Source organism: Microbispora sp. GKU 823 (genome assembly GCF_002027145.1).
Taxonomy (GTDB): Bacteria; Actinomycetota; Actinomycetes; order Streptosporangiales; family Streptosporangiaceae; genus Microbispora; species Microbispora siamensis.
Window position 1 is genome coordinate 29612 of sequence record NZ_MWJN01000070.1, and the last position, 17587, is coordinate 47198.

17 protein-coding genes and 2 pseudogenes are annotated in these 17587 nt (G+C 73.1%); 16 read left to right on the top strand and 3 right to left on the bottom strand.

Going from position 1 to position 17587, the window contains the following annotated elements; all coding sequences use genetic code 11:
* The first annotated feature begins 51 nt into the window (after positions 1-51).
* From B1L11_RS29895 to B1L11_RS29960, 14 genes and pseudogenes are all read left to right on the top strand, one after another.
* The gene (locus tag B1L11_RS29895) at positions 52-372 is read left to right on the top strand and encodes a helix-turn-helix transcriptional regulator (RefSeq protein ID WP_079318491.1); all 321 of its coding nucleotides are present in this window, start codon (positions 52-54) and stop codon (positions 370-372) included.
* Between the two features lie 107 nt (positions 373-479).
* Positions 480-1382: a MoxR family ATPase gene (locus B1L11_RS29900; RefSeq protein WP_079318493.1), complete on the top strand. Its 903-nt coding sequence runs from the start codon at positions 480-482 to the stop codon at positions 1380-1382.
* Between the two features lie 443 nt (positions 1383-1825).
* Positions 1826-2437 (top strand): annotated as a pseudogene (locus B1L11_RS52310) (VWA domain-containing protein); the annotation flags it as partial.
* 152 nt (positions 2438-2589) lie between these two features.
* Positions 2590-3687 carry an XdhC/CoxI family protein gene (locus tag B1L11_RS29910; protein WP_079318495.1) on the top strand — a complete coding sequence of 366 codons (1098 nt, stop codon included), beginning with the start codon at positions 2590-2592 and terminating at the stop codon, positions 3685-3687.
* Positions 3684-4259, top strand: coding sequence for an NTP transferase domain-containing protein (locus tag B1L11_RS29915; protein ID WP_079318497.1), 576 nt, complete (start codon positions 3684-3686; stop codon positions 4257-4259). Before B1L11_RS29910 ends, B1L11_RS29915 begins: the two co-directional genes overlap by 4 nt.
* Before the next feature lie 107 nt (positions 4260-4366).
* Positions 4367-4519: pseudogene (locus B1L11_RS29920) on the top strand (SAM-dependent methyltransferase); the annotation flags it as partial.
* 95 nt (positions 4520-4614) lie between these two features.
* Positions 4615-5649 (top strand): LLM class F420-dependent oxidoreductase, encoded by a 1035-nt coding sequence (locus B1L11_RS29925; RefSeq protein ID WP_079318501.1) that lies wholly within the window; start codon positions 4615-4617, stop codon positions 5647-5649.
* 73 nt (positions 5650-5722) lie between these two features.
* The gene (locus B1L11_RS52315) at positions 5723-6175 is read left to right on the top strand and encodes an aminopeptidase P family N-terminal domain-containing protein (protein ID WP_256863014.1); all 453 of its coding nucleotides are present in this window, start codon (positions 5723-5725) and stop codon (positions 6173-6175) included.
* The gene (locus B1L11_RS29930; RefSeq protein ID WP_256863015.1) at positions 6088-6855 is read left to right on the top strand and encodes a M24 family metallopeptidase; all 768 of its coding nucleotides are present in this window, start codon (positions 6088-6090) and stop codon (positions 6853-6855) included. Before B1L11_RS52315 ends, B1L11_RS29930 begins: the two co-directional genes overlap by 88 nt.
* Before the next feature lie 25 nt (positions 6856-6880).
* Positions 6881-7441 (top strand): elongation factor P, encoded by a 561-nt coding sequence (gene efp, locus B1L11_RS29935; protein ID WP_079318503.1) that lies wholly within the window; start codon positions 6881-6883, stop codon positions 7439-7441.
* Position 7442: 1 nt separating this feature from the next.
* A complete protein-coding gene (gene nusB / locus B1L11_RS29940; RefSeq protein WP_079318505.1) occupies positions 7443-7853 on the top strand; it encodes a transcription antitermination factor NusB in 411 nt (136 codons plus the stop codon).
* Positions 7854-7978: 125 nt separating this feature from the next.
* Positions 7979-8701, top strand: coding sequence for a methyltransferase domain-containing protein (locus tag B1L11_RS29950; RefSeq protein WP_079318509.1), 723 nt, complete (start codon positions 7979-7981; stop codon positions 8699-8701).
* 42 nt (positions 8702-8743) lie between these two features.
* Positions 8744-9988: a DNA polymerase IV gene (locus B1L11_RS29955; protein WP_079318511.1), complete on the top strand. Its 1245-nt coding sequence runs from the start codon at positions 8744-8746 to the stop codon at positions 9986-9988.
* Between the two features lie 147 nt (positions 9989-10135).
* Complete coding sequence (locus B1L11_RS29960; RefSeq protein WP_079318513.1) at positions 10136-10513, top strand: DUF3040 domain-containing protein; 378 nt, start codon at positions 10136-10138, stop codon at positions 10511-10513.
* Between the two features lie 118 nt (positions 10514-10631).
* On the opposite strand, the gene B1L11_RS29965 is transcribed toward B1L11_RS29960, so the two are convergent.
* The 3 genes from B1L11_RS29965 to B1L11_RS29975 all read right to left on the bottom strand — a co-directional run bounded on the left by B1L11_RS29965 (position 10632) and on the right by B1L11_RS29975 (position 15384).
* Positions 10632-13064 (bottom strand): DUF3488 and transglutaminase-like domain-containing protein, encoded by a 2433-nt coding sequence (locus tag B1L11_RS29965; protein WP_256863016.1) that lies wholly within the window; start codon positions 13062-13064, stop codon positions 10632-10634.
* A 35-nt stretch (positions 13065-13099) separates the two neighbouring features.
* Entirely contained in the window at positions 13100-14341 is a 1242-nt protein-coding gene (locus B1L11_RS29970) for a DUF58 domain-containing protein (RefSeq protein WP_079318527.1), read from the bottom strand.
* Between the two features lie 62 nt (positions 14342-14403).
* Positions 14404-15384 (bottom strand): MoxR family ATPase, encoded by a 981-nt coding sequence (locus B1L11_RS29975; protein WP_079318529.1) that lies wholly within the window; start codon positions 15382-15384, stop codon positions 14404-14406.
* 468 nt (positions 15385-15852) lie between these two features.
* On the opposite strand from B1L11_RS29975, the gene mraZ reads away from it, so the two are divergent.
* A complete protein-coding gene (gene mraZ, locus B1L11_RS29980; protein WP_079318531.1) occupies positions 15853-16284 on the top strand; it encodes a division/cell wall cluster transcriptional repressor MraZ in 432 nt (143 codons plus the stop codon).
* Between the two features lie 294 nt (positions 16285-16578).
* Positions 16579-17502, top strand: coding sequence for a 16S rRNA (cytosine(1402)-N(4))-methyltransferase RsmH (rsmH, locus tag B1L11_RS29985; protein ID WP_079318533.1), 924 nt, complete (start codon positions 16579-16581; stop codon positions 17500-17502).
* Positions 17503-17587: the final 85 nt, after the last annotated feature.

A 17587-nucleotide genomic window follows, 5' to 3' on the forward strand; every position in this document is an offset into this window, starting at 1 on the left:
AACCGTCATACCGTACGACGGAGTGCCCGATAGTTCAACTATTATCGAACCATGCCTGGAACCCGGGACCTGCCGCACCCCGACGCCGCGAGCCTGGTGCTGACCGACGTGCTGTTCGCGCTCAGCGACCCCTCGCGGCTGGCGCTCGTACGGCGGCTCGCGCAGGGCCCGCTGGAGGTGGCGGCCTGCCAGCCCACCGGGGGAGAGGTGCCGAAGTCGACGCTGTCGCACCACCTGAAGACCCTCCGCGAGGCCGGTGTGATCCGCAACGTCCCGGAGGGACGGCAGCGGTACGTGAGCCTGCGCAGGCAGGACCTGGACGACCGCTTCCCCGGCCTGCTGGACGCCGTGCTCGGCGCGACGCCGGAGTAGAACCCGGGCGGATCTGTGCGATCGTGGCGACACGGGGCCGTGTGACACGCCCGGCTTTGGCGGATTCGGCCAGAGCCTCGCGGAACGCCGCCACGTAGCCTGTCCGTGTGCTGCGGCGGACGACCACGATCTCGGACATCGACGCGCCGGCGAGGCTGGCGGAGCTGCTCGACCACCACGACTACCTGGCCGACGAGGGCGTGACGACCGCGGCCTACCTCGCCCTGAAGATGGGCCGGCCGCTGTTCCTGGAAGGCGAGGCGGGCGTCGGCAAGACCGAGCTGGCCAAGACGCTGGCGGCGATCCTGGACGCGCCGCTGATCAGGCTGCAGTGCCACGAGGGGCTCGACGCGGCGCAGGCCATGTACGACTGGGACTTCCCGCGCCAGCTCCTGCATCTAAAGGCGGCCGAAGCGGCCGGAGTGGCCGACGTCGCCGCGCTGGAGGGCGAGATCTACGACCGGCGGTTCCTCATCGCCAGGCCGCTGCTGCGGGCCCTGGAGACGCAGCCCAGCGTGCTGCTCGTGGACGAGATCGACCGGGCCGACGACGAGTTCGAGGCGTTCCTGCTCGAGGTGCTGTCGGACTTCACGATCTCGGTGCCGGAGATCGGGACGATCAGCGCCGCGACCCCGCCGGTCGTCGTCCTGACCTCCAACAGGACCCGCGAGGTGCACGACGCGCTCAAACGGCGCTGCCTCTACCACTGGCTGGAGCACCCGGGGTTCGACCGGGAGGTGGCGATCCTGCGGCGGCGCCTGCCCGGATGCGCCGAGCGGCTCGCGGCCGACGTGGCGCGGACGGCGGGCCGGATGCGCGAGGCCGGACTGGTCAAGCCGCCCGGCATCGCCGAGACCCTCGACTGGACCGAGGCGCTGCTCACGCTCGGCGCGGTGGAGCTCGATCCCGCCCTGGCGGCCGCCACGCTGGGCGCGGTGCTCAAGCACCGGGAGGACCAGGAGACCGTCCGGGCCCTGGGGCTGCTCACGCGGGACGGCGGCCGTGGCTGACGGCGCCGGCGTGACCGGCCGGGGCGGGGACGGCCACCGCCAGGACCCGCTCGCTTCGTCCGGTCCCGGACCGGTCGCGGTGCTGACCGGGTTCGCCCGGACGCTCCGGGCGGCCGGGGTCGCGGCCGACCACCATCGCACCCAGAGCTTCCTCGCGGCGCTCGGCCACCTCGACGCGGCCGACGGGCGGAACGTCTACTGGGCGGGCCGTCTCACCCTGTGCTCCGGGCCCGACGACCTGCCCCGCTACGACCGCTGCTTCGCGGCCTACTTCTCCGCCGCCTTCCCCGCGCCGCGCCGCGTCCGGGCGACGACCGTGTCCGTGACCCGCCCCGGTGGCGGCGCCGTACGGCGGCGGGGAGCGGGAACCGGCGGGCGAGCCCGGAGCGCCCCCGGCCACGGTGAGCGAGATCGAGGTGCTGCGGCACCGGGACGTGGCGCGGATGAGCGAGGCCGAGCGGCGGGAGGTGCACCGCCTGCTCGCGCTGCTGCGCGGCGCGCGGCAGCCGCGCAGGTCGCGGCGCTACCGGCCGTCGCCCCACGGCGGCGCGACGGACGCGCGGCGCACGGTCAGGGAGATCCTGCGGCACGGCGGGGAACCGGCCCGGCTGCGCCGCCGCGTGCGCAGGGACCGGCCGCGCCGGGTCGTCATGCTCGTGGACGTCAGCGGCTCGATGGCCGCCTACGCCGACACGCTGCTGCGCCTCGCCCACGCGCTGGTGCGCGCGGAGCCGGGGGCGACCGAGGTGTTCAGCATGGGAACCCGGCTCACCAGGATCACCGCCGCGCTCCGCCACCGCGACCCCGGCCTCGCCATGGACGAGTGCTCGGCGGCCATCCCCGACTGGAGCGGCGGCACCCGGCTGGGGGAGGAGGTGCGGGCGCTGCTGCGCCTGCCCGACCCCCGGGGCGCGATCGTCGTGATCGCCTCCGACGGATGGGAGCGGGGCCGGGCCGACCTGCTGGGCGCGCAGATGGCCCGGCTGTCCCGGCTCGCCCGCCGCGTGGTGTGGGTCAACCCGCACAAGGGCGACCCGGCGTACCGGCCGCTGACGGCGGGCATCCGCGCGGCGCTGCCGTACGTCACGGATTTCGTCGCCGGGCACAGCCTGGCCGCGTACGAGGAACTGGCCGCGCTGCTGGCCGGCGACCGGCCCGTGCGGCCCGTGCGGCCCGTCCGGGGCTGTCGGGAGGGGAGGGCCGGTGCGTGGACGTGCTGGACCAGGTGCTGCGGTGGTGGGAGCAGGGGCGGCGGTTCGGGCTCGCCACCGTCGTGGGCACCTTCCGCAGCGCGCCGCGCCCGCCCGGCGCGGCCATGGCCGTCCTCGACGGCGAGGCGGCCGGCAGCGTGTCGGGCGGCTGCGTCGAGGGCGCGGTCTACGAGCTGGCCGCGCAGGTCGTCGCCACCGGGACGCCGGTGCTCGAACGGTACGGCGTGAGCGACGACGACGCCTTCGCGGTCGGCCTGACCTGCGGCGGGATCATCGACGTGTTCGTCGAGCCGGTTTCCAAACAGGACTATCCGCAGCTGGGGGAGGTCGCCGCGGACGTCGCCGCGCGGCGTCCTGTCGCCGTGGCCACGATCGTCGCGGGCCCCGGCCGCGTGGGGGCGCGCCGCGTGGTCTGGCCGGACCGGGCGGCGGGCTCGCTCGGCTCTGCCCGGCTCGACGACGCGGTGGACGACGACGTGCGCGGCATGCTCGCGCAGGGCCTGACCGGCGTGCGGCGCTACGGCCCGGAGGGCGAGCGGCGGCTGGACGACCTGCGGGTGTTCGTGCAGTCGTTCGCGCCGCCGCCGCGCATGCTGGTCTTCGGTGCGATCGACTTCGCCGCGGCCGTCGCGCGGATCGGCCGCTTCCTCGGCTACCACGTGGTGGTGTGCGACGCGCGGCCGGTCTTCGCCACGGCCAAGCGGTTCCCCGAGGCCGACGAGGTCGTGGTGGCCTGGCCGCACGACTACCTGGCCGCCGCCGAGGTCGACGAGCGCACCGCGATCTGCGTGCTCACCCACGACCCGAAGTTCGACGTGCCGCTGCTGGAGGTGGCCCTGCGCACCCCCGCGGCGTACGTCGGGGCCATGGGGTCGCGGCGCACGCACGCTGACCGGCTGGCGCGGCTGCGCGAGGCGGGCCTGACCGAGGACGAACTCGCCCGGCTGAGGTCGCCTATCGGGCTCGACCTCGGGGCGCGCACGCCGGAGGAGACGGCCGTGTCGATCGCGGCCGAGCTGATCCAGCTGCGCTGGGGCGGCAGCGGCAGGCCGCTCACCGAGACGTCGGGACGCATCCACGGCGAGTCGCGGTGAGCGGCGCGGCGGTCGCCGGGCTGCTGCTGGCCGCCGGAGGCGGCAGCCGGTTCGGCGGGCCGAAGGCGCTGGTGGAGTTCGAGGGGGAGCGGCTGGCCGACCGCGGGGTGCGGCTGCTCGCCGAGGGCGGGTGCCGGCCGGTGCTGATCGTCCTCGGGGCCGCCGACGTGCCGGTCGCCGGAGCGGTCGTCGTGCGCAATCCCGGCTGGGCGGCCGGCATGGGGTCGTCGCTGCGGGCCGGGCTGCGCGCGCTCCCGCCGGCCGTCCCCGCGGTGGTGATCGCGCTGGCCGACCAGCCGCTGGTGCGGCCCGAGGTGGTGCGCCGGCTGATCGCGGCGTTCGAGTCCGGCGCCCGCGTCGCCGTCGCGGCGTACGGCGGGGCGCCGCGCAACCCGGTGCTCATCGCGCGCGAGCACCTGGCGGAGGTGGCCGCGCTCGCCGAGGGCGACGTGGGCGCGCGGCCCTTCCTGCGCGCGCACCCCGACCTGGTCACGGCCGTGCCCTGCGACGACGCGGGCGACCCCGTGGACGTCGACACCCCCGATGACCTACAGCGACTCCGTAAGGAGTGATTCGCCCGATTCGCTGCCCTTGGTGGGCTCCGTCACAATGATCGCGAAGGAGAGTCCGGCCGAGCGGGAGCGCGTCATGTCGGAGCAGGCACCCGGCGAGTGAGGCCAGGCCCGGTGCGCAGATCGCCCGGTTCTTCGACGGCTTCGAGCTGGTCGAGCCGGGGCTGGTCCCGTTGAACGAGTGGCGGCCCGGAGACGACCCGCTGCCGCCGCGCGGCGGCTTCCTGCCGGTGCTCGGAGGCGTCGGCCGCCGACCCTGACGGTGGTCACGGCCGGTCCGCATCACTAGCCTTGGGATCCGACTACGGAACATCATTCGGTTACCGATGGGTTCACGCGCGGAAGGACGAAGCGGATGCGGATCGGAATGGCCCTCAACTACTCGGGGGGCTTCAAGGAGACCGTCGCCGAGCTGGCCGACTACGAGAAGGCCGGGCTCGACATCGTGTTCGTGGCCGAGGCGTACAGCTTCGACGCCGTCAGCCAGCTCGGTTACATCGCGGCGAGGACCGAGCGGCTGCAGATCGCCTCGGGCATCCTGCCGATCTACTCCCGTACGCCGGCCCTGCTGGCCATGACGGCCGCCGGCCTCGACTACGTCTCCGACGGGCGGTTCACGCTCGGCATCGGCACGTCGGGCCCGCAGGTCATCGAGGGGTTCCACGGCGTGCCGTACACCGCGCCGCTGGGCCGCACCCGCGAGGTCATCGAGATCTGCCGCAAGGTGTGGCGGCGCGAGCGGCTGCAGTACGCGGGCAAGCACTACACGCTGCCGCTGGAGGGCGGCACCGGCCTCGGCAAGCCGCTCAAGCTGATCAACCACCCGGTGCGCGAGCGCGTCCCGATCGTGATCGCGGCCATCGGGCCGAAGAACGTGCAGCTGGCCGCGGAGCTGGCGGAGGGCTGGGAGCCCATCTTCTTCGTGCCGGAGAAGGCCGGCGACGTGTGGGGCGCGTCGCTCGCCGCCGGGCGGGAGCGCAGGGACCCCACCCTCGGCGAGCTGGACGTGATCGCCCAGGCCATGCTGGCGATCGGCGACGACGTCGGCGAGATGCTGGAGCTGGGCCGTTCCATGGCCGCCCTCTACATCGGCGGCATGGGCGCCAAGGGCAGGAACTTCTACAACGACCTGGCCCGCCGCTACGGCTACGAGAAGGAGGCCGAGCAGATCCAGGACCTCTACCTGGAGGGCAAGAAGAAGGAGGCCGAGGCGCTGGTGCCCAGGGAACTGCTGGAGCGCATGTCCTTGGTCGGCCCCGAGGGGCACATCAGGGAGCGGCTGGCCGCGCTGCGCGAGGCCGGGGTCACCACGCTCAACGTCGCCCCCATGGCCCGCACCCACGAGGAGCGGGTCCGGCTGATCGAGAAGATCCGCGACCTGGCCTCCTGACCGCCGCCGTCCGAGGCCCCGCGTCCCCCGCCGGGCGGTGGGACGCGCGGGGAGGCGGCGGTAGAGTCCGTCCGTGACCGATGCCGCAGGGACTCACGCCGCAGAAACTCACGCCGCAGGGACCACCGGCGCCGGGGCCGCGGCGATCCATGCCGCGCGCCGCGCGCGGCTGGCCGGGGCGCTGCGCGAGCACGAGGCCGCGGCGGCCCTCGTCACCTGGCCGGTCAACGTCCGCTACCTGACCGGTCTCGGCAGCTCCAACGCCGCCGTGCTCGTCACCGCGACGGGCGAGGCCGCGCTCGCCACCGACTCGCGCTACCTGGAGACGGCCCAGGCGGTGTGCTCGGGGCGTCGAGGTGATCGAGGACCGCGACGTCGCGGGGGGCCCTGCTCAAGCGGGGCCCGGGCGCGGCGCGGATCGCGGTGGAGGCCGACCACATGCCGGTGGGGCTGTTCCAGCGGCTGTCGGCCGAGCACGCGGGCCTCCGCCCGGTCGGCGGCCTCGTGGAGGCCGTCAGGGCCGTGAAGGACGAGGGGGAGATCGCGGCGCTGCGCCGTGCCTGCGCGATCACCGACGAGGCGTTCTCCCTGGTCGTGGAGCGCATCACCCCCGGCGTCACCGAACGGGAGATCGCCCGGTGGCTGGAGGCCGCCATGGTCGAGCTCGGGGCCGACAAGCCGGCCTTCGACTCCATCGTGGCGAGCGGCCCCAACGGCTCGATCCCGCACCACTCGCCCTCGGACCGGCCGGTCGAGCGGGGCGACCTGGTGACCATGGACTTCGGCGCCCGCTACGACGGCTACCACGCCGACATGACCCGCACGGTCGCGGTGGGCCCGCTCGCCGCGTGGCAGCGCGACCTCTACGACCTCGTACGGCAGGCCCAGCGCGCGGGCCGCCACGCCGTACGGCCGGGGGCGACGGCGCACGAGGTGGACGCCGCGGCGCGTGACGTGATCGCGGAGGCGGGTCACGCCGAGCGGTTCGGCCACGGGCTGGGCCACGGAGTCGGCCTGGAGATCCACGAGCTGCCGTTCCTGGGCCCTGGCAGGACCGGTAGACTAGAGGATCGAGTTCCGATCACCGTCGAGCCGGGGGTCTATCTCCCGGGCAGGGGCGGTGTGCGCATCGAGGACACGCTTGTGACGCGTGGTGACGGGCCGGAGCTTCTCACACTGACGACCAAGGAGCTGCTCGTCCTGTAGGGCAGCCGCACGCGGGAGACGCTACGTGGCGACGACGAACGACCTGAAGAACGGACTCGTGCTCAAGCTCGACGGTGGGGAGCTGTGGACCGTTGTCGAGTTCCAGCACGTCAAGCCGGGTAAGGGCGGCGCGTTCGTCCGCACCAAGCTCAAGAACATCCTGTCCGGGAAGGTCGTCGACAAGACCTTCAACGCCGGCGTGAAGGTCGACGTGGCGAACGTCGACAAGCGCGACATGCAGTACTCCTACCTCGACGGTGACGACTTCGTGTTCATGGACACCGAGACCTACGACATGGTCAACGTCCCGCGCGACGTGGTGGGCACCGCCGCCAACTACATGCTGGAGAACACGACCGCGACCGTCGCCTTCAACGAGGGCAACCCGCTGTACGTCGACCTCCCGGCGGCCGTGGAGCTGACGATCTCGCACACCGACCCGGGCCTGCAGGGCGACCGCTCCACCGGCGGCACCAAGCCCGCCACCCTGGAGACCGGCGCCGAGATCAAGGTCCCGCTCTTCATCACGACCGGCGAGAAGGTCAAGGTCGACACTCGCACCGGCGAGTACCTCGGTCGGGCCTGACGTGTCGGCTCGGGGGAAGGCCCGCCGCCGCGCGCTGGACGTTCTCTTCGAGGCCGAGGCCCGGCAGGTGAGCCCGCTCAACGTGCTCGCCGAGCGGGTGGAGCGGGCGGACCCGCCGGTCAACGAGTACACCTCCTTCCTCGTCGAGGGCGTGGTCCGGCACCTGGACCGCATCGACGAGCTGATCTCGACGTACGCCGAGGGCTGGACCCTGGAGCGCATGCCGGCCGTGGACCGCAACGTCCTGCGCGGCGGGACCTACGAGATGCTGTGGTCGGAGGAGGTTCCGGAGGGCGTGGTCATCAGCGAGTGGGTGCACCTGGCCGCGGAGCTGTCCACCGACGAGTCGCCGCAGTTCGTCAACGGACTGCTGGCCCGTTTCAAGCAGCTCAAGCCCTCGCTTTCGCTCTGACCCCACGGCCCCTCGGTCCGACGGCCCCGGGAGCTCCGACAGCTCCTGCGGCTCCGGCGGCTCTCCGAGAGGCCGACAGCTCCGAATGGCCGACAGCTCCGAGAGGCCCGACAGGGAGGCCGTAAGTGCGTGACGCCACACGCCGCGCCGTCGTCTGGGAGGCGCTGCGCGCGCTCCTCGCCGAGCGGACGGCCGCCACAGGGCGCGACACGCTCGACATCGTGGACGCCGGAGGCGGCACGGGCGGTTTCGCCGTGCCGCTGGCCACGCTCGGGCACGCCGTGACCGTGGTCGACCCGACCCCCGACTCGCTGGCCGCGCTCGAGCGGCGCGCCGCCGAGACGGGCGTCGGCGTGAAGGGCCTGCAGGGCGACGCCGCCGACCTCGGCGACCTGCTGGAGCCCGGCAGCGCCGACCTGGTGCTGTGCCACAGCGTGCTGGAGTACGTCGAGGACCCGGCGGGCGCGCTGGGCGCGGTCGGCGGCATCCTGCGGCCGGGCGGCGTGGTGAGCGTGCTGGCCGCCAACTCGGTCGCCGCGGCCGTCCACCGCTCGCTGGCCGGCCACTTCGACGAGGCGCGCCGGGTGCTTTCCGACCCGGCGGGCCGCTGGGGCGACCGCGACCCCACGCCGCGCCGCTTCTCCCGGGAGACGCTGGGCGCGCTGCTGGCCGGTGCCGGGTTCACCGTCGGCGAGGCGCACGGCGTGCGGATCTTCGCCGACCTCGTCCCCGGCATGCTGGCCGAGAGCGACCCCGAGGGACTCGTCGCGCTGGAGCGGGCGGCGGCGACCCATCCCGTGCTCCGCGACGTCGCCACCCAGATCCACGTCATCGGCTACCGCCAGTAGAAACAATGTTCGGATAGCGCGGCGGTCGGGTAGGGTGACCTCATGTCCCGGAACCAGCTGCTGCCTCGGGATCCGTCGCCACCGCCGGACGGCCCGGTCGACGACAGCGGCTGTCCCATCCTGCACGTGGACATGGACGCCTTCTACGCCAGCGTCGAGCTGCTCGACCGCCCGGAGCTGCGGGGCACCCCGGTCATCGTCGGCGCCACCGGCGCGCGCGGCGTCGTGCTCAGCGCCACCTACGAGGCCCGCAGGTTCGGGGTCCACTCGGCGATGCCGATGACACGGGCCCGGCGCATCTGCCCGCAGGCCACGGTCATCCCGCCGCGCCACGGCAAGTACGCCGAGGTGTCCCGAGGCGTCATGGAGATCTTCCAGGCGATCACCCCCGAAGTGGAGCCGATCGCCTCCGACGAGGCGTTCCTCGACGTCGGCGGCGCCCGCCGCAGGCTCGGCAGCCCCGCGGCCATCGCCCGGATGATCCGCGCCCAGGTCTCCGAGCGTTTCGGCATCACCTGCTCGGTGGGGGTGGCGAGCACGAAGTTCGTGGCCAAGCTCGCCTCGCGCCAGTGCAAGCCGGACGGCCTGCTCGTGGTCCCGGCCGACCGGGTTGTGGAGTTCCTGCACCCGCTGCCCGTCGCCGCCCTGTGGGGGGTGGGAGAGCGCACCGAGCAGGCCCTCGTACGGCTCGGCATCCGCACCGTGGGGGATCTGGCCCAGGTGCCGGTGGCGACGCTCCAGCGCGAGTTCGGCGCCGTCGGCGCGCACCTGGCGGCCCTGGCCTGGGGGCGCGACGAGCGCCGGGTGGTGCCGCACGCTCCCGACAAGAGCATCGGCAACGAGGAGACGTTCCCGCACGACGTCGACGACCCGGAGACGATCAGGCGTGAGCTGCTGCGACTGTCGGAGCGGGTCGCCGCGCGCCTGCGGGCCGGCGGGCACGTCGGCCGCACGGTCAGCGTCAAACTCCGCCGATCCGACTTCACGACCATCACCCGGTCGCGTACGCTGCGCGAGGCGACCGACGTCGCGAAGGAGATTTTCGACACATCATGCGAGCTCTACGAGGCCGCCGGGCTGGAGCGGGTGCGGTTGCGGCTCGTCGGCGTGCGGGTGGAGAACCTGTTCCCGGCCGCCGCGGCGACGCGTCAGCTGGGCCTGGGGGAGCGGGAGACGGGCTGGCGGGAGGCCGAACAGGCCATGGACCGGGCGGCCCGCCGTTTCGGTCCGGACGCGGTGAAGCCGGCATCGCTTGTTCGGCGTCCGTTTGGTCCAATAGGTCCATGACGTCACCTCCGGTTTGGACCGCGTTGGACGTTTTCTTTCGCCTACGTCTGAGGCCTCGTATTCTGGGGATAACCGACCGCGAGGTTCGGACACCCCGTGTCGTCCGTTGCCGTCTTCCCCTGAATGGGGCCGTCCTTGGGAGGCGCCGTGCCGCTGTCTGAGCACGAGCAGCGCTTGCTCGACCAGATCGAGCAGGCCCTCTATGCCGAGGACCCGAAGTGGGCGAACACCGTACGGATCAGCGATCCGCGCAGCCACTACAAGCGCCGCCTGGTGAAGGCCTCCATAGGCTTCGCACTCGGCGTGGTCCTGCTGATGGTCGGCGTCGTCGCGGCCCAGATCTGGCTCGGTGCCGCTGGCTTCGTGGTCATGCTGGCCACCTGCCTGTGGGGTCTGTCGAGCTGGAAGCGCATGAACGGGTTCGGTGACTCCCCGCCGTCCCGCAACCGCGGCCGCCGCCCCCAGCGCCAGAGCTTCATGGAGCGCATGGAAGAGCGCTGGCGCCGCCGCCACGACGAGCACTGATCCCCTCCGAGTCACCGCTCCCCATCCGAGGCAACGCCGGTGGGCCCGCTCAGCGGGCCCACCGAGTCGTCTGCGGCGACGGGCCGCGAATCAGCGGCGGATCAGCGACGGGCGCCGGTCAGGGTCTGCTCCCTCGCGGCATCGCCGGCTCCGGCCCCTGTGGCGCCGGGACGCTCCGGAGTCGTGGCCGTCCCCTGAGTCCCGCCGGGCCGTGCCCGCCAAAGCCGGGGCCGCAGTCCCTCCAGCCGGTCGAACACGTCGAGCGCGCCCTCACCGGCCGCCCGCACCCGCAGCAGGACGGACATCGGGGCGAGCACGGCCCCCAGGCGCCGCCACCGTGAGGCCCTCGGCGCCAGATCGCGCCTGATCCCGCGCAGGTCCGCGGGAACGGGCCCCGACGCCGAAGGCGTGGGAGCGTACCTGAGCCGCTCCTCCGAGGTGACGACGCGGGTGAGCGACTCGGCGGCCTGCGGGCCGAGCGCGTACCGCTCGGCGATCCGGCGGCCGAGCGCGCGCGGCGTCTCGCTCGGCTCCCCGGCCATTCCCAGGTCGTGAGCACGTCGCGCAGCTCGGCCCAGGCCGCGTGGCCTCCCGACGCCGACCGCGTCATCCGGCGAAGGCGCCGGCGGCGCACCATGAGCCGCGCGGCGGCGGGCAGCAACAGCAGCGCGAGCGCCGCGGCGGCGCCGATCCCGATCTTGACGGCGACGGGCGTGCCCGGGTCGGCCGCGATGGCCGTGCCGTCGAGGTCGCGGTCGAGCTGGCGCGGGTTGGGCCGGGCCGGCCCGGCGCTCTGGCCGCTGTCGTCCTCCTCGTTCGACGACGGCCCGTCGGACGGGCCCGTCGTGGGATCGGCCGTCGGTGTGATGGGCAGCGAGTACAGCGGCACCTGGGCCGTGCCCTGCCCGCCGGCCCCGGCGGGGGTGGGCTCGAACCGCAGCCAGCCGATTCCGTCGAAGAACAGCTCCGGCCACGCGTGGGCGTCGTGGGTGCGCACCGTCCACACGTCACCGATCTTGGTGCCGCCCGTGTAGCCGATCGACACCCGCGCCGGGATGTTGAGCAGCCGCGCCATCACGGCCATCGCGCCCGCGAACTGCTCGCAGTAGCCGGTGCGGTCACGCAGCAGGAAGCGGGACAGCGCCTGCGCGCCCGATCCGGACGCGCGCACGTCGTAGGTGAACCGGCCTGCCCGGGTGAACCACTCCTGAAGCGCGACCGCGGCCTCGTACGGCGTGGCGGCGTCGGCGGTCACCCGGCGCGCGAGGGCGGCCACCCGGGGGTCGAGCCCGTCGGGCAGCTGCAGGTAGCGCTCGCTCTCCGGGAGGGTCACCGCCGTGCGCAGCTCGGTCGTGGTGGGCTCGGGCTCCTCGGTCACCACCCGGTATTCGAGCCCGGCCGCCTCGTCGTGCGCGGAGAAGACCATGAGCGAGGCCCGGTCGGCACGCCAGTCGCCGTCCGCGTCCACCTGCCGTGCCGGGTAGGGCAGCGGCAGGAAGTTGAGCTTGTCGATGTCCTCGCTCATCGTGACCCGCATCTCGGCCCGCTTCACCGACACCTCGGGGCGGAGCCCCGGAGTGGGCGGCAGCGGCCCCTCCGACACCCGGTCCTCCTGGAGCCCCCGCAGCGGGGACAGCGTCCACTTCGTCCCGTCGAAGATGTCGAGCGAGTAGATCCGCAGGTAGCGCGGCACGTCGTCGCTGCTGGTGTAGGTGAGCACGGTCGCGTTGCTCTGCTGCCTGAGCTGGCCGCCGAGTTTGGCGATGGCGTCGGGGATGCCGATGTTGCCGCCGCCCCCGCCGAGGCCGTTGCCCACGCCGAAGCCGAACAGCGGATCGGGGGAGAGCGCCGGCAGGAACGCGGGCACCAGGACCGCCAGCGCGATCGCCGTCACGCCGATGCGCTTGCCGGACAGGGCGAGCCGCTCGGTGTCGGGGGCGGCGCCGCGCCCGGAGCCGGAGGAGCGGCGCACCACCACGGCCCGGCCCCAGCGGCTCAGCCGCTCCCGCCCGTCGGTGACGAGCAGGCCGATGTAGCCGAACGCCGCGATGACGAACGCGATCCACCCGATCGGCTCCGTGATCACCGCCGCGGGCACGGTGAACAGGGCGAGCAGCGGCAGCCCGGCCAGTGCCGCCCGGCGCAGCCGCACCGCGAAGACGTCCACGAGCAGGGCGATCAGCGCCACGCCCGCCGTGGCGAGCAGCGTGATGCCGGGGTTGTCCGGCACCGGGGCGGCGTACCGCTGGATGTCGTCGAACCCGGCGCCGACCAGCTCGGCGAGCCGGACGAGCGAGTCCTTGGTCGGGACGATGCGCAGCCACGCCTCGTCCGGCGTGAAGACGAGCGTCAGGTAGAGCAGGACCGTCACGGGCGTCACGGCGGGCGCCACCCACGGACGGGCGCCCATGCGGGAGGCCACCGCCCCGGCCACGGTGGTGACGAGGATCGCGCCCATGCAGGACCAGAACCAGGTGCCGCCCTCGAAGAGCGGGTAGAGCGTGATCGTGACGGCCGCCGTGGCCAGCCCCGCCGCTACCGGCAGTTTCATCGCTTCCTACCTTCCGTCACGCCGGAGCGGCCGGCTCAGGCCGCGCTCCTGTTGTTTCCGGCCTCCGGCCACACGCCGGCGAGCGAGGCGCCGGCGGGCAGGTCGAGCACCCGCCACCCGCCGCCGGTCAGCACCGACCGCGCGGCCCGCGCGTTCTCCGCGGCGACGGCGTCCCAGGAGGCGCCGTCCCAGGAGGCGAGGTCGAGCAGGACCGCGACGGCGGTCACGCCCGAGTGCCTGAGCTGGGCGAGGGCCCGGGCCTCCTCCGGGTCGAGCGCCCCGAGGACCGCGATGATCAGCCCCTCCCCGCCGCCCTGGCGCAGCGCGCCGACGCCGTGCTCCAGCGAGCGCGCCGTGCTCTGCCGGATGACGGCGAGCGTGTCGAGCAGCGACCACGACTGGCCGGTGTCCACCACGTGCCGCGCGCCCTGGTCGGTGACCAGGCGCAGCGCGAGCCCCTCCGCGGACAGGTGCACGCCGATGGACGCGGCGGCGGAGACCGCGACCTCGAACGACGAGCGCGGCCCCTCGCCCCGGTGCGCGTGCCTGCGGGTGTCGAGCAGCAGCGCGCCCCGGCTCTGCCGCTCCTGCTCCTCGCGCCTGACCATCAGCTCGCCGCGCCGCGCGGTCGAGCGCCAGTGGACCCGGCGCAGGTCGTCGCCCTGGCGGTACTCGCGGGGCGCCACGTCATCGTCGCCCGCCGCCGCGACCGACCGCGTACGGCTGTCGCCGCCGCCGCTGTACTCGCCCGACAGGCGCACCGGCGGCAGCGGCACCACCTCGGGAGTGACCACGAGCGTGTCGGTGATGGTGAACGAGCGGGTCAGCTCGACCAGCCCGAACGGATCGGCGATCCGCACCGAGAGCGGCCCGATCGGGAAACGCCCGCGCAGGTCCGAGCTCACCTTGTAGTCGATCTCCCGGACGCCGCGCGACTCCATCCGGTCGAGGACGAACCTCGGCCGCGTGCCCAGCGCGTACTGCAGGGTGTCCTCCACCAGCAGCAGCCCGGTGGGCAGCCGGGTGACGTTCTCCAGCCGCAGGGTGACCGTGCTGTCCTCGCCGGCCTGCACCCGCGCCGGGCTCAGCCGCCTGGCGCAGGCCAGCCGGTAACGCGTGCGCGCCACGACCAGCGACGCGAGCAACGGCATCGCGGTGATCAGCACGGCGACGCGCAGCAGGTCCTGCTCCCCGAGGACGAGGGCGCACAGCAGGGCCGCCACGCCGGAGGCGAGGAACGAGCGTCCCCGCGGGGTCAGAGCCTTCAGCCCGCTCATGGGCCCTCCGTCACTTGCTAACAGTCACATCGCCGGGCGTGCGCCCGGCTCGCTCGCGTCCGCTACTTGGCGTCGGGGACGGGGACGCGCCGCACCAGCTCGCCGACGAGCTGTTCGGGGAGGCGGCGCTGCCCCTGCGCCTCCAGGCTCGGCAGCAGCCGGTGCGCCAGCACGGGGACGGCCAGGTCCTGCAGGTCGTCCGGGATCACGTAGTCGCGGCCGGACAGCGCGGCGTGGGCCCGCGCGCTGCGCACCAGATGCAGCGTCGCCCGGGGGGAGGCGCCCAGCCGCAGGTCGGGGGAGTGCCTGGTGGCCGCCACCATGTCGACGGCGTAGCGCTTGACCGGCTGGGAGACGTAGACCGCGCGGACGGCCTGGATCAGCGCGACGACCTCGGCCGTGGTCGCGACCGGCTCCATCTTGTCCAGCGGCTGTGAGGCGCCGTGCACGTCGAGCATCTCCAGCTCGGCGGCCTGCTCCGGATACCCCATCGCGATCTTGGCGGTGAAGCGGTCGCGCTGCGCCTCGGGGAGGGGATAGGTGCCCTCCATCTCGATCGGGTTCTGCGTCGCGATGACCATGAACGGCGACTCCAGCGCGTAGGTCACGCCGTCGACCGTGACCTGGTGCTCCTCCATGCACTCCAGGAGGGCGGACTGCGTCTTGGGGGAGGCGCGGTTGATCTCGTCGCCGACGACGATGTTGGCGAAGACCGGTCCCGGCTTGAACTCGAACTCCCGCGTCTGCTGGTTGTACGCGCTGACGCCGGTGATGTCGCTGGGCAGCAGGTCGGGGGTGAACTGGACGCGCTTGACGGGGCAGTCGATCGAGCGCGCCAGGGCCTTGGCGAGCATCGTCTTGCCCACGCCGGGCACGTCCTCGATCAGCAGGTGGCCCTCCGCCAGGAGCACGGTGAGAGTAAGGCGGACGACGTCGCTCTTGCCCTCGATCACCGATTCGATCGAGTTGCGGATCCGGTGGGCGGTGTCGATCAGATCCTCGAGCCGGGCTGAAGCATCGGTGACGTCGGGAGTTACTGCCACCAGGCCTCCATGAGGGTGCGTCCCCGAGAATGGGGCATTAAACGTTCCTTTTCCATTCTGTGTACCGACCCTATGTCCCCTGTGGTTCCAGGGCGACTTTGTCCAGAAATCCGGGGTGAACTGCCCACAGTGTTGTGGCGTCTCTTCACGGTCGCGTGGCGCGTTCGTCCGAATCCCGTGACACGTGAAGCCGCGGCGCCCCCGGCGCGCTCCACTTCCCTCCACCGGGCTCCCGGGAACCCCGTACGGGCCGGGGTTTCCGCGCGCCGACACGCCCGTGCGCGGGCCGGGGGGCGGCGCGGCGCCCCACTCCGACCCACCCCATTTCACCTGCGGAAACGCCGCCGATTTTGAATGCCGACACGTTCAGAATCAGTTGACGGTGGGGAGAAGTGGAGTATGGTGGTGCGCAGTGGAGGGCAGGGGCTATAGCGCTGAGCGCTCCACAAGGCACAGGAGGTGGGTCCGGTGTTCCTCGGCACCCACCACCCGCGCCTCGACGACAAAGGACGGCTGTTCCTGCCGGCGAAGTATCGCGAGGAGCTGGCGGAGGGTCTGGTGATCACCAAAGGCCAGGAGCGCTGCCTCTACGTCTTCCCCGTAGAGGAGTTCCAGCGCATCACCGAGGCCCTGCGTACCGCTCCGGTGACGGCGAAGGCGGTCCGCGACTACAGCCGTGTCTTCTTCGCCAGTGCGTCCGACGAGGTGCCGGACAAGCAGGGACGCATCACGATTCCCCAGACGCTGCGGCGTTACGCCGGGCTGGAACGTGACTGCGTCGTGATCGGCGCCAACACGCGACTGGAGATCTGGGACGCCCAGGCATGGGACACCTACCTGGAGGCCCAGGAGCAGGCATTCTCCGACCTGTCGGAGGAGGTGCTGCCCGGGATTCTGTAGATCGGTCCTTTTCCTTTTTGATCAATTGACCCGTCGGTGACGTTCGGCGAGGTCTCCACCCGCTCCCATGTGGCAGCTGATGCACCTTCCCCGGTGTCAGACGCCACGGCCGGCGACGCGGATGGGGACCTGGCCGGACGGGTCGGTTCTCCGATTCTCCGGGAACCGGCATGGGTGGGGGTCCGTTGGGTAGTCACCGGCGGCACAGCCGCGAATCCGCGAGTACTGCGGCGTAAATGGGGGTTGGAAGCGTTGTCGTACGAGCCCGGTCAGCCGGGTGGTCACGTTCCGGTCATGCTCGATCGCGTGCTGGAGTTGCTCGCTCCGGCACTGTCCGGACCGGAGCCGGTGGCCGTGGACGCCAACCTCGGTCTCGGCGGGCACGCCGAGGCGCTTCTCGCCGCCCACCCCTCCCTCCACCTCGTCGGCATCGACCGCGACCCCACCGCCATCGAGCGCTCCACCGCCCGGCTCGCGCCGTACGCGGACCGGATCACTCTGGTGCGCGCCGTCTCCGACGAACTGGCCGACGTGCTCCGTGACGCCGGACGGCCCCGCGTGAACGCCGCGCTGTTCGACCTCGGCGTGTCCTCCCCTCAGCTCGACGAGGCCGAGCGCGGTTTCGCCTATTCCTACGACGCCCCCCTCGACATGCGGATGGACCGCGAGCAGGAGCTCACCGCCGAGCGCGTGGTGAACACCTACTCCGCCGCGGACCTCACCCGCATCCTGCGCGACTACGGCGAGGAGCGCTTCGCGGCACGCGTCGCGAACCTCATCGTCAAGGAGCGCGCCAAGGACCCCATCACCAGCACGAAACGGCTTGCCGACCTGGTCCGCGCGGCGATACCCGCCGCCACGAGACGGACCGGGGGCAACCCGGCGAAGAGGACGTTCCAGGCGCTGCGTATCGAGGTGAACGGAGAGCTGTCGGCGCTCGAGCGCGCGCTCCCGGCCGCGCTCGACGCGCTGGCGCTGGGCGGGCGCGTGGTCGTGCTCGCCTACCACTCCCTGGAGGACCGGCTCACCAAGCAGGTCCTCGCGGCGCGAACCAGGGACACCAGCCCTCCCGGGCTGCCGGTCCCCCTGGAGGCTCACCAGCCCCGGTTCCGCCTTCTGACGAGGGGAGCGGAGCTCCCGGACGACGAGGAGGTGGCCCGCAACCCGCGGGCGGCCTCGGCCCGCTTGCGGGCGGCAGAGAGGATCCGCGAGGGATGAGGACAGAGCAGGAGACCAGGAGGGCGGCCGGGCGCACGGCCGCGCCGCCCCGCGTGCCCGGCCGGACCGCCGCGACGGCGGGCGA